General features: G+C 42.8%; 12 protein-coding genes and 2 tRNA genes. 3 read left to right on the top strand and 11 right to left on the bottom strand.

Annotated features, from left to right (window positions below):
• Positions 1 to 69 precede the first annotated feature (69 nt).
• The 5 genes from WJQ40_RS04720 to WJQ40_RS04700 all read right to left on the bottom strand — a co-directional run bounded on the left by WJQ40_RS04720 (position 70) and on the right by WJQ40_RS04700 (position 7,155).
• On the bottom strand, positions 70 to 2,388 hold the full coding sequence (locus tag WJQ40_RS04720; protein WP_262575142.1) for a glycogen/starch/alpha-glucan phosphorylase: 2,319 nt from the start codon (positions 2,386 to 2,388) through the stop codon (positions 70 to 72).
• A 146-nt stretch (positions 2,389 to 2,534) separates the two neighbouring features.
• Positions 2,535 to 3,524 carry a LacI family DNA-binding transcriptional regulator gene (locus WJQ40_RS04715; protein WP_337405735.1) on the bottom strand — a complete coding sequence of 330 codons (990 nt, stop codon included), beginning with the start codon at positions 3,522 to 3,524 and terminating at the stop codon, positions 2,535 to 2,537.
• Positions 3,525 to 3,607: 83 nt separating this feature from the next.
• Positions 3,608 to 3,973: a response regulator gene (locus WJQ40_RS04710; protein ID WP_262575144.1), complete on the bottom strand. Its 366-nt coding sequence runs from the start codon at positions 3,971 to 3,973 to the stop codon at positions 3,608 to 3,610.
• A 13-nt stretch (positions 3,974 to 3,986) separates the two neighbouring features.
• Positions 3,987 to 4,871 (bottom strand): chemotaxis protein CheX, encoded by an 885-nt coding sequence (locus WJQ40_RS04705; protein ID WP_337538172.1) that lies wholly within the window; start codon positions 4,869 to 4,871, stop codon positions 3,987 to 3,989.
• 175 nt (positions 4,872 to 5,046) lie between these two features.
• Complete coding sequence (locus WJQ40_RS04700; protein ID WP_337538170.1) at positions 5,047 to 7,155, bottom strand: glycoside hydrolase family 3 C-terminal domain-containing protein; 2,109 nt, start codon at positions 7,153 to 7,155, stop codon at positions 5,047 to 5,049.
• Between the two features lie 436 nt (positions 7,156 to 7,591).
• On the opposite strand from WJQ40_RS04700, the gene WJQ40_RS04695 reads away from it, so the two are divergent.
• Positions 7,592 to 8,392: an AraC family transcriptional regulator gene (locus WJQ40_RS04695; RefSeq protein WP_337538168.1), complete on the top strand. Its 801-nt coding sequence runs from the start codon at positions 7,592 to 7,594 to the stop codon at positions 8,390 to 8,392.
• Between the two features lie 27 nt (positions 8,393 to 8,419).
• On the opposite strand, the gene WJQ40_RS04690 is transcribed toward WJQ40_RS04695, so the two are convergent.
• The 3 genes from WJQ40_RS04690 to WJQ40_RS04680 all read right to left on the bottom strand — a co-directional run bounded on the left by WJQ40_RS04690 (position 8,420) and on the right by WJQ40_RS04680 (position 11,850).
• Positions 8,420 to 9,262, bottom strand: coding sequence for a carbohydrate ABC transporter permease (locus WJQ40_RS04690; RefSeq protein WP_262575148.1), 843 nt, complete (start codon positions 9,260 to 9,262; stop codon positions 8,420 to 8,422).
• Positions 9,249 to 10,292, bottom strand: coding sequence for a sugar ABC transporter permease (locus WJQ40_RS04685; RefSeq protein WP_262575149.1), 1,044 nt, complete (start codon positions 10,290 to 10,292; stop codon positions 9,249 to 9,251). Before WJQ40_RS04685 ends, WJQ40_RS04690 begins: the two co-directional genes overlap by 14 nt.
• 136 nt (positions 10,293 to 10,428) lie before the next feature.
• Positions 10,429 to 11,850 (bottom strand): ABC transporter substrate-binding protein, encoded by a 1,422-nt coding sequence (locus WJQ40_RS04680; RefSeq protein ID WP_262575150.1) that lies wholly within the window; start codon positions 11,848 to 11,850, stop codon positions 10,429 to 10,431.
• A gap of 328 nt (positions 11,851 to 12,178) precedes the next feature.
• Here WJQ40_RS04680 and WJQ40_RS04675 point away from each other — a divergent pair, with 328 nt between their 5' ends.
• A complete protein-coding gene (locus tag WJQ40_RS04675; RefSeq protein WP_118798880.1) occupies positions 12,179 to 12,820 on the top strand; it encodes a YesL family protein in 642 nt (213 codons plus the stop codon).
• A 47-nt stretch (positions 12,821 to 12,867) separates the two neighbouring features.
• Here WJQ40_RS04675 and WJQ40_RS04670 read toward each other — a convergent pair.
• The 3 genes from WJQ40_RS04670 to WJQ40_RS04660 all read right to left on the bottom strand — a co-directional run bounded on the left by WJQ40_RS04670 (position 12,868) and on the right by WJQ40_RS04660 (position 15,384).
• Positions 12,868 to 12,949: transfer RNA gene (locus WJQ40_RS04670), tRNA-Leu, on the bottom strand.
• Positions 12,950 to 13,049: 100 nt separating this feature from the next.
• Positions 13,050 to 13,991, bottom strand: coding sequence for a calcium/sodium antiporter (locus tag WJQ40_RS04665; RefSeq protein WP_337402963.1), 942 nt, complete (start codon positions 13,989 to 13,991; stop codon positions 13,050 to 13,052).
• The gene (locus tag WJQ40_RS04660) at positions 13,984 to 15,384 is read right to left on the bottom strand and encodes an MATE family efflux transporter (RefSeq protein WP_337538166.1); all 1,401 of its coding nucleotides are present in this window, start codon (positions 15,382 to 15,384) and stop codon (positions 13,984 to 13,986) included. Before WJQ40_RS04660 ends, WJQ40_RS04665 begins: the two co-directional genes overlap by 8 nt.
• Positions 15,385 to 15,551: 167 nt before the next feature.
• Between WJQ40_RS04660 and WJQ40_RS04655 the strand changes: the two genes are divergently transcribed.
• Positions 15,552 to 15,626, top strand: a tRNA-Pro gene (locus WJQ40_RS04655).
• Positions 15,627 to 15,629: the final 3 nt, after the last annotated feature.

Genomic DNA, 15,629 nt, shown 5'->3' with positions numbered 1-15,629 from the left:
TTATAATTCCATGATGTTGATTTGTCAACTTTTATCCAATTATCCTTTTATTCTTTTGCTGACCGTTTCCTAGCGCTCTTTTGTCAGATGCCAGATATCTCTGTTGTATTCTGCAATGGTTCTGTCAGATGAGAAGAATCCAGCCTTGGCGATGTTCACAAGCATCATCTTCTTCCACTTTGCTCTGTCTTCATAATCAGCGAACATTCTGTCCTTGGTTTCGATATAATCTTCCAGATCCAGTAATGTCATGAACCAGTCTTTGTTCAGAAGCTCATTGTAGAGCCTTGTCAGATTTTCCTTGTGGCCTGCTGCCAGTGCCTGCTTACCAACGATGAAATCAACAGCTTCTTTGATCACAGGGCTCTTCTCATAGTAGTCCTTGGAAACATAATCAGCCTTTTCATAGTGCCTTATAACGGTCTCAGAATCCTTACCAAAGATGTAAATATTGTCATCACCAACTAACTCGTGAATCTCTACGTTAGCACCGTCGGATGTACCAAGGGTTACTGCACCATTCAGCATGAACTTCATATTTCCGGTACCGGATGCTTCCTTACTTGCCAGTGAGATCTGCTCAGAAATATCACAGGCGGGGATCAGCCTCTCTGCATAGCTTACATTGTAATTCTCTACCATAAGAACTGTCATGTAAGGACTTACATCAGGATCATTGTTTACGATATCCTGCAGTACAAGGATCAGGTGGATGATATCCTGCGCAATGATATAAGCAGGAGCTGCCTTTGCACCAAAGATAAAGGTCATCGGTCTTGCCGGCTTCTTGCCCTTCTTGATCTCCAGATATTTGTGGATAATGTACAGTGCATTCATCTGCTGACGCTTATACTCATGCAGTCTCTTGACCTGGATATCAAATACGGAATCGGGATTTAAGGTAACACCCTCATTTTCCTTCACATAAGCTGCCAGCTTCTTCTTCTGGTCGTATTTGATCTCGGCAATACGATCCAGAACTGCCGGTGTATCCTTGAATTCAAGCAGCTTCTCCAGCTTGTCTGCATCCTTTTTGAAGCCATCTCCGATCGTTTCTGCAAGAAATCCTGCAAGCTCTCTGTTACATGATAAAAGCCATCTTCTGAAGGTGATACCATTGGTCTTATTATTGAACTTCTCAGGGTAAATCTTATAAAAAGCATTCAGCTCTGTCTCTTCCAGGATCTGGGTATGGATTGCAGCAACACCATTGACAGAGAATCCATAATGGATATCAATGCGTGCCATATGAACACGGCCATCCTTGTCAATGATCTGTACCCTTTCATCCTTATACTTTGCTGCTACTCTCTTATCCAGCTCCTTGATGTAAGGAACGAGCTGGGGAACTACCTTCTCCAGATATTTAAGCGGCCACTTCTCCAGTGCTTCTGCCAGGATCGTATGATTAGTGTATGCACAGGTTTTTCTTACAACCTCGATTGCCTCATCAATTGTAAATGCCTTCTCCTCAACAAGGATACGGATCAATTCCGGAATGATCATGGTCGGATGCGTATCGTTGATCTGGATGACTGCATGATCATACATCTTACGGAGATCAAACTTCTTCTCCTTCATCTCAGCCAGGATCAGCTGGGCTGCATTACTTACCATAAAATACTGCTGATAAATACGGAGCAGGTTTCCTGCCTCATCAGAATCATCCGGATAAAGGAACAGTGTCAGATTTTTCTCGATCGCTTCCTTATCAAACTGGATACCCTCCTTTACGAGGCTCTCATCCAGTGACTCGATATCAAACAGATGAAGCTTGTTTACACCGCTGTCATAGCCCGCTACATCAATATCATATAATCTGGAGGTTACTTTTTTCTTTCCAAAATAAACATCATAAGTAATATCTGTCTTAGTCAGCCAGGAATTCTCCTCGATCCAGGCATTTTTCTCTGCTGTCTGCAGCTTATCCTTAAATACCTGCTTAAACAGACCAAAATGATAATTAAGTCCGATTCCTTCTCCGGGAAGACCAAGAGTTGCAATAGAATCCAGGAAGCATGCCGCCAGTCTTCCAAGACCACCGTTTCCAAGAGACGGTTCCGGCTCCACTTCCTCGATCACGGACAGCTTCTTGCCATACTTTTCAAGAATATCGCTCATCTTATCATAAACGCCGAGATTGATCAGATTGTTGGAAAGTAATTTGCCGATCAGAAATTCTGCGGAAATGTAATATACTTTCTTTTCCCCTTCATTGCAATCAGATACTGCCATCAGTCTCTTTGTCAGAATTAATACCGCATAATAGGTTTCCTGATCTGTCAGAGCAGACAGTTCCTTGCCATACATCTCTTTTGCGATTTCCATTAACTGTTCTTCCAGATTCAGAACCAGAATATCCTTCTGTAAATTCGTTTGTGCTGCCATAACACCCTCCTGTTTATCTCATATAATTTTCTTGTTATTCTCTCATCAGCTGTTGCCTTGAAATACCCTGTTTTACTACGTTTCCCCCTGCTGACTGAGGTCAGTATATCATAGGAAAACGTTTTCCGCAAGTATTTCTTCAAATTCTATGCAATAATATCCTCATATTTCATCCTTACAAGGCTGTGCTTCATCACGATATTCCTGCCATAGCCACCATTCATAAGCTCCTGCAGCTCCTCCATGGCACTCTCAGATATACTGGCAAAATCCTGTCTTACCGTATTCATCTGCTTACCGACATAACCCATCAGGATGATCCCGTCAAAGCCGCATACGGGACGGAAAATGTCCATCTGGATCAATGCTTTCATGGCACCGATCGCCATCAGATCCGAAGCACATACAACTATATCCTTATTTTTCGCATACTTCAGCGTGATATTCCTTGCCTGAAGCTCCGAAAACTCTCCATTCCTTACCAGCATGGTCAGATTCTTTTCTTTTACAAGATCCTCCATGCCCCTGATCCTCTCATCCGTCACATAGCCATTCCGCTTCCCGGCAATATACAGGATCCTCTTACAGTTATTCTCCATGACAGTCTTGGCCGCCACCTCATACTGCGCCCTTCTGTGATCTACCCCGATACAGCTTGTACTGACATTGACAAAAGGCGCATCGATCACCACACACTTGAACTTGCCGGTCGAGATCAGACGGTGAAGCACCTTATCCTCTTTACTCATTCCATAAATAATGATCCCGGTGATACTCTGGGACTGCAGATATCTTGCCACCTCATCTGCCGTTTTATTCTGAAACATGAAGAAAAACAGTGTGATCACATCCAGGTTCAGCTCCATAGCCTTATTCAGGGCGCCTGAAATATACTGCATATCAATCTCATCGATCGCATTTGTCTTCATATTGCTGTTGATCAGAAGTGCCACTCTTCCCGCCTGCTTGGAGGAAAGCGCCGCTGCTACGGAATTGGGCACAAAGTTCAGTTCTTCCACCGCCTTATTTACCCGCTGCCTTGTCTCTTCACTGACATTGGGATATCCATTCAGCACCTTTGATACGGTAGAAATCGCAACCCCGGCGCGCTTTGCCACATCCTTAATTGATACCATAAATCCCTCTCAATCTTGAAAAATACCCTGTAACAATCAATCTTTTTTTCTTTTAAAAAGGGGCTGTCATCAGCCCCTTTTTATTACAGTGATTCTACAATCTTATTGATTGCCTTTACTACCTCTTCCTTATCAAAAGGCTTGGTAATAAACTCATCAGCACCATACTTGACAGCCTGGATCATCTTCTCTTTCTGACCCGCTGCTGTAATCATGATCACTCTTGCTTTTTCATTTTCATGTTTAATAAGCTGCAGTGCCTGGATACCATCTGTTACTGGCATAGTAATATCCATGGTCACAATATCCGGATGTAACTCCTTGTATTTCAGATACCCGTCATCTCCATTTACAGCCTCGGCTATGACCTCATGACCGTTCTCTTCAAGCAAACCCTTTAGTATTTTCCTGGATGTTCTGGAATCATCCACAACGAGTATTTTAGCCATCTTCCTTTTCCTCCTACTTCATTTCAATCTCATCACCGATGGCGATCATAAGATCGACACAGTCATTTTTAATATGAATTGGCAGGACAAGCATTTTTCTGCTTTCAAAGCCCTGAATTCCGTTCTTGAAGGAAGGGGGCATCAGTTCCAGAGAACTTCCGTCCTTACACTCGGAAACATACAATCCATTAATACAGTTCAATAATTCACCGATCGCATCCAGCGCATCCTCATCCACCGATGCGAACTTTTCCTGCCCAAATACAGAAGCAGTAAACTGAAGTGCATTGCCCTTACCACCTAGCGCACTGACAAATCCCTTCTCGCCCTCAACCTTCTGCAGGGCACCGTTTTCATCCTCTGTCTTCTGCATGATATAGGCTTTGTCTGGATATAGTCCAGTGTCTACCAGTCTCATCAGGGTACGGACTGCCGTCCCTGCAATTCCATAATACGCTTCACTGTCTACAGGAAGAAAAAGTGGAAGAATACTGTCTACATCATCACTCTTCAGGGCATCCATATCAGATGCCGTAAAATTGTTTTCGCACCGATAATCCAAAAGAATCTGTTCCAGCTGCTCAATCGTCATAAGCTGTTGATTTTCCATTGCCTGTGCAAAGGCAAGATAAGCATTTCCCTGCTTCTTCAGGAGGCTGTTGACCTGTCCTTCTGTCAGATAACCTTTTTCTACAGCAATATCGCCGAAGCGCCTGTCCATCACAGCCTGAAGCTGATTTACTCTGTCAGCCTCCTCCTGTGTCATCAGTCCTTCTGCTACTGCGATCAGTCCGAGCTTTACTCTTACTTTCTGCTGCTCATTCAGGATATCTCTGAACTGTTCTCCGGTAAGAAGTCCTTTCTCCATCAGATAATTCCCCACAATACTTGATACCACAGCGTAACCTCCTTATTTTCCCTCATTCGTATATTCTGCTCTTGCAGTGGCACTTGCTTTCTTATCTTTGTCCTTCTGTTCTACAAAATTATAACAGAATCCTTCTGTTAAAACAATGGTAAAAGAAAATGGAAAAGAAAAAAGGATCCCTTGTAAAAAGGATCCCCTGTAAAAATTATATATGAAGTCTCACGCTCTTCTTCCCGGACAGCTCTCTCGTACGTTCATCCGGCTGTCCAAATCCTATATAAATATCTGCCCCCAGACCTGTATGCACTGACCTGCCCTCTTCATCTACAACTGTAAATGATTTTGCCGGAATTTCCAGCGTCGCAGTCTTTTCTTCTCCTGGTGCAAATGCCACACGCTTAAACACAGCAAGCTTTGGATTAGGCACTTCATTGGCATCCTCTACCTGCACATAAGCCTGCAGTATATCCTCTGTGGGGACAGCTCCATAATTTACGGCCCTTACTTCAACAGATACACTCTGTTCTTTTGTCTGTACATAATCCACATCACTTATCAGCCTTACCTCCACAATCTGTGTATCTGCATAATTCAGGCCATATCCAAACGGATAAAGTGGTGCTTTTTCCACAAAGCGGTACGTCCGGTTTTTCATGGAATAATCGTCAAAATCAGGCATTCCCTGTAAATTGCGGTAAATAGTGATTGGCAATTTCCCGGAAGGGGATATCTCCCCAAACAGGATATCTGCAACGGCTTTTCCACCGCGTGCTCCCGGATACCACGTCTGAAGAACTGCGTTCGCCTTATCATCTGCCAGATTCAGATCCATGGCACTTCCTGCCATCATGCATACGATAAACGGAACCTCCATTTCCGCAATGATTTCCAGAAGTCTCTGCTGGGAAGGCGGCAGCATCAGATTCTGCTTATCCCCGGATGCATATTCATTACCGGTATCTCCTTCTTCTCCCTCAAGGCTTTCATCCAGTCCAAGACACAGGATAACAAGATCTGAATGCTCTGCAACTGTCATTGCCTCTGAGATACGGTCATCCTCTCTTGCCAGTTTTTCTACCTGATCTAAAAACAGATGACACCCTTCAGAATAAAGTACCCTGACATCATCTCCCACATAGTCCTGAATGCCTTCCAGCACGGTAACATATCTTGAAGCCGTACCATGATAATTGCCTATCAGAGCGGCTCTGGAATTGGCATTTGGACCAATCACTCCGATTGTTTTCAGTTTTTCCTTCTGTAAGGGCAGGATACCATCATTTTTCAGCAATACGACACTCTTATGTGCTGCCTCTACTGAAAGATCGATATGCTCCCTGCATTCAACAACCTCATACGGAATATGATCATATTCCGTCTCATCAAACATTCCAAGCAGAAATCTGGTTGTAAATAAGCGGACAGCCGCTCTCTGCAATAACTCTTTGGAAATCAGTCCCTCTTCATAGGCATTCAGGATTTTCTGGTAGGTGCAGCCACAATTGACATCACATCCCATCTCCAGTGCCAGCCTGACGCTTTCTTCCGGCCGGCTCGTCACCTTATGATGCTCATGAAAATCACGGATAGCCCAGCAGTCTGAAACATAATGTCCTTCAAATCCCCACTGTTTTCTCAGTACTTCTCCCATCAGATAACTATGTGCACAGCAGGGCTCTCCATTGGTCCTGTTGTACGCACCCATCACAGCCTCAACCTTACCTTCTTTGACACAGGCCTCGAACTGTGGAAGATAAGTCTCCCAGAGCTCCTTCATGGTGACCCTGGCGTCAAAAAAGTGGCGTTTATCCTCAGGTCCGGAATGTACAGCAAAATGCTTGGCACATGCTGCTGTGCGCATATATTCACCCTCTCCCTGCAGACCCCTGATAAATGCAACACCCAGTCTGGCAATCAGGACCGGATCTTCCCCATAGGTCTCATGTCCTCGTCCCCAGCGGGGATCACGGAAAAGATTGACATTGGGTGACCAGAGTGTGATTCCCTTATAAATATCCCGGTCTTCATGTTTTTCATTTTCATTGTATTTGGCTCTTGCCTCTGTAGAAATGGCAGTTCCGATCCGCTCCAGCAGCTCTTCATCAAAGGTTGCTCCAAGACCAATTGCCTGTGGAAAAACGGTAGCTGTGCCTGCTCTTGCAACACCGTGCAGGCCTTCATTCCACCAGTTGTATTCAGGAATATCCAGATGTGGAATTTCATCTGCATCAAAGCGCAGCTGTGATGCCAACTCCTCTACACTCATCTGCTCCACCAATTCAGTTGCCCGTCTGACTGCTTCCTGTCTGTTCATACCTTCCTCCATAAACTATTTTATCTGTTTATAACGATTATTTTACTATACCTGTGTTGTTATTTTCTAACTTTATATAACTTGTAAAAAAATATATTTTCTGATTTGATTATATTGGTTTCAGGCACGGTTAAACTATACATATATTGCCTGAAGATATACATATTTTGCTTTTTTGATATCTGTCTGATGTTCCGGATCCTAAATATCTGGATACCTACAAAGCTTTTGCATATTACAGAAAAATTGATTATAATATAGTTATTCTCAAATAATAGAAAAAAGGATGGATTCTATGCGATATAATATTGATCTTAACGAAGCAAATTATGTGCAGCCTGTCCGTGGATTTGTTGAAAGAAAAATGCAGGGCAAAAATACCGAACTGGTTGACTTTGTACCGGAATCCCATATACGAATCTGGTACAATGTACAGATGGAAGGATATCCGTCACATTATCATTCTGCAGTTGAAATAATCATCTGCATGCAGTCGGACTATGTTGTCATCGTCAACAATGAGCACTATACGTTACACCCTGGAGATATTCTGATCATTCCGCCACATGCCATTCATAAGCTTATCTGTACGGCTCCGGGTATACGTTTTATCTTTCTGGTCAATTTAGATCCCTATACATCATTTCAGGATTACAAGACCATGCAGCCGATATTTCTAAAAGCACATCTTATCTCGCCTGGTACATCCCGCCATTACGAGCTTCTGTACAATAATTTTGCCAAAATGATCGAAATTTATTTCCAAAATGATATTTTCTGGGAAACAGATATTTTTTCACTGTTTTTCAAGAATATTTCCATTTGTGCCAAGGAATACTTTGGGTCAAAAAATACATCCGGTGCCTCAATTTCCACGGATGTACAAAAAGAACATTATGACAAATTTTCCAAGCTGCTCATTTATATTGATGAGCACTACGCAGATGACCTCAATTTGGAGGATACCGCAGCCATAGTCGGATTCTCAAAATTCCATTTTTCAAGATTATTCAAGCAATATACGAACACCACTTTTTATGACTATCTGTGCAAAAAAAGAATTACCCGGGCGCAGGAGATGTTAGCTGAAAATATTCCGGTCACCTCCGTTGCTTATGAAACCGGTTTTAACACCCCTTCTGCTTTTTGCAGATGTTTCAAAAAGCACACCGGATATTCACCCTCTGAATTCCGGAGTAAAAGCGAGCAAACCAAAATTGAAGCGGACTTTCATTAAAAGTCCACTTCTTTTTTGGTATAAATATCACCCTTTGACACCACCAAGTGCAACACCTGCAATAATATATTTGGATAAAAGCAGATATACAGCAATCAGGGGCAGTACTGTCAGGGAAAGGCCTAAATATACAGAACCATATTCCGTCTTGTAAATATCTCCTCTTAACAGGCTGACCATGATCGGCATAGTATATTTTTTCTGATCCGTCAGAAGAACCAACGGTGTAAACAGACTGTTCCAGCTTGATACAAAGGAAAAAATAGCCTGTGTTGCAATTGCCGGTTTCATAATCGGCAGCACAATACGGTTAAAAATCATAAATTCCTTTGCACCATCAATACGCGCTGATTGTACAATTTCCATTGACAGTGTCGGCTGCAGATACTGTCTCATGAAAAAGACCATTGTAGGAGATGCGATTGCCGGTAATATCAGCATTGACAGATGATTTGTCATTCCAATCTTATATACCATCTGATAAAAACCAATTGTAGTAACCTGTGCCGGTATCATCATGACACACATGATAAAACTGAAAAACGGCTGCCGAAGCTTCCAGTCATAAGCTACCAGTGCATAGGCGGTCAGTGATGAGAAATATACAGCCAGCGCAGTGGAGCCGATGGAAATAATTAATGAGTTTCTAAATCCCACCGCCGGATTAAAGCTCTTTCCCAAAAGGATTTTCAGATTATTTAGCATATATCCGGAAGGCAGAAATGAAATCGCATGCTGCTGAATTTCCGTTGTGGATCGTGTTGAATTAATAAACATAACATAAAACGGCATAATACTGATGATCGCCAAAAGAATACATACAACATAAATAACAACTTTCAGCTTCCGATTTTCCTTATTTTTCAGCATCTGCATCCACCCCCTTGCCTGTTCCGGCGTCTGCCTGCGCTTTTTCTATCCGGGCCAGTTCTTTTTGTCTACGTTTGAACTTCTTCTCCATCTGCCTGTTCTGTCTGCGCAGCTCTGCCTCCTCCTTATCATCCAGAATCATAAACAGAATACCGGACAGAATGGCGATGATAACGAGCATGATCATACTTGCTGCTGCTGCCCTGTTATACATATAGCTTCCACTGAATGCCTGATTATAAATAAACACATTGGTAGTCAATGTTGCATTATCCGGTCCGCCAAGTAAAAACAGCTTCGGGATATCAAACATATTCAGTCCGCCAATCAAACTTGTAACAAGTGTAAACAGCAGGATTGTCTTAATATTTGGAAGTGTGACATACAAAAAGGTCTGTGTACGGTTAGCCCCATCCACTTCTGCAGACTCAAAGATTTCAGGACTGATACCAAGTACTCCGGAAATCAGGGTAATCATAGTATACCCATACCACATCCATGTCTGGATAAAGATGACAATGCCTCTTGCTACCGTCTTATTAATAAGCAGATTAACCGGTTTATCAACGATTTTGAGTGACACCAGAATATCATTTACCGGTCCCATCGGATAACCAAATAAGGCATTAAATAAGATTGCAATAGTTGCTGCTGTAATAATGTTTGGCATGTAGAAAATAACTTTAAAAAATCCCTGGCCAACAATTTTGCTTCGCTTATCTGTAAACCATGCTGTCAGCAAAAGTGCCAGCAGGATCTGCGGGATAAAGTTTAATACCCACATCACCACGGTATTGGATAATGCCTGCTTAAACGATGGATTTGCCAAAACTGTTTTGAAATTCCGGAACGGATCATCTTTCAGGAAATGGAAGCTGGTCATACCAAGACCTTTTAAATCCGTAAATCCAATAATAACGGTGTATACAATGGGATATAAAGTAAATAACAGGAATGCCACAGCAAAAGGGATACTAAAATAATATCCATATCTTGCATAGCTCAGCTTTTTGTTTTTCACTTTTCTCACCTTTCCTTCCTGCTCATTTTTGTTTTAATGGTATTATTTCTATACTGATATAAGAAAAGCAGGGCGAACAGGAAAGTGTCCGCCCTGCTTGTTTTTGCTGGTATATGCAGTTTAAAGAAATTACTGCATTAATTGCTTACTCAACAATTACATCCAGGTTATCAGCTACCTGCTGTTTAAAGTCAGCAATTGCCTGATCACGTGATTTCTCACCTGCTGTATACTGACGAACCTGGTCTCTCCAGTATGTGTTAATTGTTTCATCATACTGTGTCAGGTTTGTTCCTTTTGCATATGCATTTGCAGGAACAAATGCATCAAACATATTCTGTCCACCCAGGAAATCCAGTTCACCATTTGATTTGGACATTACTACACCGGATGCTACAGAGTCTTTTGTACCGCCTTCTCCGTTCAGTGTACCATTAGCCCATTTATACTGAAGACTATCTTCAGATGTGTCCAGTGTGATCCATTTGATGATCTCACCTACCGCATCAGCTTTTTCTGTATTCTTATTAGCAAGTATCCAGGTACCACCCCAGAAGAAACCAATCGGAGGTGTGCAGACAGCCCAGTCACCATATGTACCTTCACCAACTTTTTCTCCGCCACAGTTGGGTGCTAATGTATAATTGATCAGCCATGCCGGTCCGAAGAAGCCAAAGATAGGCTGTTCGCCTTCTCCCTTCATATCAGCAAACCATGCATCCTGCCAGTCCTGTGTATCGTTGTGGTAGCCATTATCTTTTAATTCCTTGGAAAGATCCAGGAACTCTTCTCTCTTAGGATCAATATTTAATTTGCCGTCTACAATCCATCCCTGATCTGAACTGTTTTCCACTGCATGCCAAATATCTCCATCACCGGATACAATACCATACCCCTTAGCTTTCAGTTCTGCGGCTGCATCAAAGAATTTGTCCCATCCAGGACCAACCTTATCCTGGATAACAGCCGGATCATCCGTTCCCCATACATCCTTTGCGATAGAACGGCGGTAAATAAATGCACCACCTGTTGCCTGATATCCCAGACCAACAACCTTTCCATCAGGGTTTGTTCCGATGTCTACTGTGTACTGTGCAATATCTGCATCCTTAATGGCCTGATCCACATCAATGCCAAGATCTTCATAAGGAGCTGCATACTGTGCTGCATCACCCTGTGTATATTTTAATACGAATGCAGCTTCTGCACAGTAAATATCCGGAGCATCAGAGCCACCTGATGCAAGTGCCTGGTCAAGTGCTGGCTGATATGCACCATCTGTAGTAGCAATAATTGTTGTATTGATTTCATAGCCAAAATCCGGATGTGCTTCTATATACTTTTCAATCATGCCGGGAACCTCATCTGTAAATGCCCATACATTGATCACTTTATCCGCATCCGCATCACTCTTTTTTCCGGTGTCTTCTGCAGCTGCTGTGGCAGTGCTGTCGGATGAAGCACTATCGGTAGAATCTGCAGAACCAGTAGAAGCGTTAGATCCACAGCCAACCAAAAGACTTGAGATCATACAAGCACATAAAATACTAGCAATTAACTTTTTCATGTTCATACCTCTCCTTCTCTTTTACATAATTGATTTGTAACTATCTGTTCTTCCAAACTTCGGCCTCGTTGAAGATTAACATAATTTCATTATACAATTTCACTCTGCATATACTTTTCATTTTTTGCTTTTCATTTGTCAATTATTGCTAATATTCCATTTTTTTATTTTGTTCTTTTGTTAATCATGTATAATGACAATAACTTGTTATTGCCACATTTACCATATGCAGATCCGGCCTGCGCCTTTTTATATCAGCTTAATGTGCCCGCACGCCACATCCTGCATTTATCATGATTCATTTAGATAAAAGAAAGGACACGCTGTCATGAATAAATTTTTCTGCCCTGAAAATCCGGTAATACGCTTTTTATCCTGTTTTTGTGATCTGATGTTTACCAATGCCCTGTTTATTATCAGCAGTATTCCGATTGTGACCATCGGTGCCTCCATCACGGCAATGTACCATGTGATGTTTCAATTGCAGGATGGAACCGAATCCTACATATACAAAATGTTTTTTAAATCCTTTAAACGCAATTTCAGACAGTCTACCTGTATCTGGATTCCCTTTCTTCTGCTCACGGCTTTTTTTACCGGTGATCTTTACATAATATATCATGTAATTGATCCATCCTATTCCTGGATACAGTTTCCAGTCTGGTTTCTGCTGATCATGGTATTCTGCATCCAGGTATATGCATTCCCTCAAATTGCCAGATTTGATACCGGATTGCACCGCCTGCTCTGCAATTCTGCACTGTTAGCAGTAGGTAATTTCCCGACCACGGTTTTCTTTATCGTTGTTCCAATTGGCATCCTGCATTTTTCAGCCCAGAGCGGTAAACGGCTTGTGGTAACCGGCAGTCTTCTTTTATTTTTTGGTTTTGCAGCATTTGCCTATATTTATACCTTGTTTTTTAACCGTATTTTTGACCGTTGCATAACAAAAGGTGCAGACAATACCTAGTCTGCACCTTTTGGTGTATATGTTTCATAGAAATCCCTTATAAATCATGCGGAATATGGGACTTGAACCCATACGCCTCTCGGCACAAGAACCTAAATCTTGCATGTCTGCCAATTCCATCAATTCCGCTTAGAAATGCCTATTCAGTATACCATATCCAGGCATCTCTGTTCAATCCTTTTTTTTCATAAGCTTATGACCTGAAAAGCACCTGCCGCCTTTTCCTGCGTTATCCTGCAAAAGACACAGCACAGTATGCCACATAAATAGCAAGCAGCAGGATGCCCTGGATCCTGGAGGATTTCTTCCTGATCAGGATCGGTATAAGGAGCACTGCCATGACGCAAAAGGCAAGCGGCATGTCTACCCGGATCGTGGACTGCTCTACTGGGATCCCCGCAATTGCTGCAGGAATTCCGATCACAAGAAGCATGTTCAGGATATTGGCCCCAATGATATTGCCAAGTCCCACATTTCCATATCCCTTTATGATAGAAACCACAGAAGTTACAAACTCCGGCAGGGATGTTCCAAGTGCGATGAAGGTAACAGCTATCACTCTCTCAGGAACACCAAGTGCCTCTGCGATCAGAATTCCATTGTCAACAAGAAGATTGGCTCCCACATACAGAAGCCCGGCACATACTACCAGGATCAGAAGCTGCTTCCAGACAACAACATTTTCTTCTGCTGCTCCTTCTTCTGCCCCCTCCCCTTCTGCTCCGGCTCTTCTGATATTCAGGTAAGCATATACTGCAAACAAAAGCAGCAGTACGATTCCGGCCGGTCTGTTGAACTGCTCTGTCAGATATGCGTAAATATTCATCGCAAGCAGCACGGCAAAGAAAAAGATACTCCGCCATCTGATCGAGGCCGCCCCGATCTTCTTTGATGGACGGATCGTCTGGGTAAGTCCTGCGATCAGTGATGTATTACAGATGATGGATCCAAAAGCATTTCCTGTTGCAATTGCTGCAGACCCGTCAAAGGCCGCTGTTGTAGACACCAGCACCTCCGGCAGCGTTGTTCCGATGCTCACGATGGTTGCCCCGACTACGATCTGAGGGATCCCCATCTTCTTTGCAATGGCAACTGCCGCATCCACCAGTCTGTCTCCGCCAAGGCAGATCAGTATAAGTCCTGTAATAAATAAAATAACAATCTTAATCATCTTCTTTTCCTTCCTTTGTAATATGTTCATCTCCAATATGATCGATAATATTCCTGTTGATCCTGAGCAGGAAGAATATGGTAAGCAGAAGTGATACCACCTCTGCGATGGGGAATGCCCACCATACAGCATTAATATTCCCTGTCCTCGACAGAAGATACGCTACCGGCAGCAGCACGATCAGCTGTCTTGCAATAGAAACGATCATGCTGTATACACCATTTCCAAGTGCCTGGAATACCGATCCAGTAACAATACAGAAGCCTGCGAAAGCAAAGCTTAAGCTGATTGTACGAAGTGCTGGTACCCCAATAGCAAGCATAGTCTCTGAAGCATCAAACATCATAAAAAGCTGGCTTGGGAAAATCTGGAATACCACAATTCCCACGGCCATGATCGCTACGGCATACATAATACTGAGCTTCATGGTCTTTGTCAGCCTGTCCTTCTTACCGGCACCATAATTATAGGCTATGATCGGTACCATGCCATTGTTAAGTCCGAACACCGGCATGAAAATAAAGCTCTGTAGTTTAAAGTATACCCCAAATACCGCAGCAGCAGTAGAGGAAAATACCATCAGGATCCGATTCATTCCATAAGTCATGACCGATCCGATCGCCTGCATGATAATAGAAGGAATTCCTACCGCATAAATCGTTCCGATAATTTTGACATCCGGTTTAAATGCACGGAAATCCAGATGGATCTCCCTATTCTTCTTCTGATTAATGATAAAAGCCAGAACTGCAGCCACGATCTGTCCAATTACCGTAGCCACAGCTGCACCGGCTACGCCCATTGCAGGCAGTCCGAAATACCCGAAAATCAGGATCGGATCCAGAATGATATTAATGATCGCACCGGTTCCCTGGGTGAACATGGTAAATATTGTTTTTCCCGTTGACTGCAGCAGTCTTTCAAAAATAAACTGTGCATACATACCCAAAGAAAAGCAGCATACCACTGTCAGATATTCATATCCATAAGCAAAGATCTCCTGATCTGTCGTCTGTCCCGCATAAAAGGGTTTCACCACTGTCAGTCCTACAATAAGAAAAAGCAGATAGCTGAGTGCTGCAAGAAATACCCCATTCTCCGCTACCTTATTTGCTCTCTCTGTATTCTTCTCTCCAAGAGACTTGGAAAGAAGCGCATTAACACCAACACCGGTTCCTGTTCCTACTGCGATCATCAGCGACTGGATCGGGAATGCCAGTGACACTGCTGTCAGCGCGTTTTCATTGATCCTTGATACAAAAATACTGTCTACTACATTATAAAGAGCCTGTACCAGCATAGATATCATCATCGGCAGGGACATCTCGATCAGCAGCCTGTTGACCGGCATGACACCCATTTTATTTTCTTCTGATTTCAAATTTTCTTCCATAACCTCGTTCCTTTCTGTCAATGTATACTATTATATATAGTGATCCTCCGATTTCGCAATACCTCTCTCCAAAATTTCTGCAAAAAAATGAAAGAAATTTGTTGACAGACCTTTATCTATCGAATATAATATATCTTGCGTTGTGTGAGGCGCAAGGGTAAGACCAGCGGGGTGTGGCTCAGCTTGGCTAGAGCACCTGGTTTGGGACCAGGGGGTCGCAGGTTCGAATCCTGTCACCCCGATTT

Source organism: Suilimivivens sp. (genome assembly GCF_037359455.1).
Lineage (GTDB): Bacteria > Bacillota > Clostridia > Lachnospirales > Lachnospiraceae > Suilimivivens > Suilimivivens aceti.
This window is presented reverse-complemented; position numbering and strand designations above follow the sequence as displayed.

Excerpts from the sequence above, each read along its gene's own strand:
- WJQ40_RS04720 (WP_262575142.1), bottom strand. The coding sequence starts at position 2,388 with ATGGCAGCACAAACGAATTTACAGAAGGATATTCTGGTTCTGAATCTG.
- WJQ40_RS04715 (WP_337405735.1), bottom strand. The coding sequence starts at position 3,524 with ATGGTATCAATTAAGGATGTGGCAAAGCGCGCCGGGGTTGCGATTTCT.
- WJQ40_RS04710 (WP_262575144.1), bottom strand. The coding sequence starts at position 3,973 with ATGGCTAAAATACTCGTTGTGGATGATTCCAGAACATCCAGGAAAATA.
- WJQ40_RS04700 (WP_337538170.1), bottom strand. The coding sequence starts at position 7,155 with ATGAACAGACAGGAAGCAGTCAGACGGGCAACTGAATTGGTGGAGCAG.
- WJQ40_RS04695 (WP_337538168.1), top strand. The coding sequence starts at position 7,592 with ATGGAAGGATATCCGTCACATTATCATTCTGCAGTTGAAATAATCATC.
- WJQ40_RS04690 (WP_262575148.1), bottom strand. The coding sequence starts at position 9,262 with ATGCTGAAAAATAAGGAAAATCGGAAGCTGAAAGTTGTTATTTATGTT.
- WJQ40_RS04680 (WP_262575150.1), bottom strand. The coding sequence starts at position 11,850 with ATGAAAAAGTTAATTGCTAGTATTTTATGTGCTTGTATGATCTCAAGT.
- WJQ40_RS04675 (WP_118798880.1), top strand. The coding sequence starts at position 12,179 with ATGAATAAATTTTTCTGCCCTGAAAATCCGGTAATACGCTTTTTATCC.
- WJQ40_RS04665 (WP_337402963.1), bottom strand. The coding sequence starts at position 13,991 with ATGATTAAGATTGTTATTTTATTTATTACAGGACTTATACTGATCTGC.
- WJQ40_RS04660 (WP_337538166.1), bottom strand. The coding sequence starts at position 15,384 with ATGGAAGAAAATTTGAAATCAGAAGAAAATAAAATGGGTGTCATGCCG.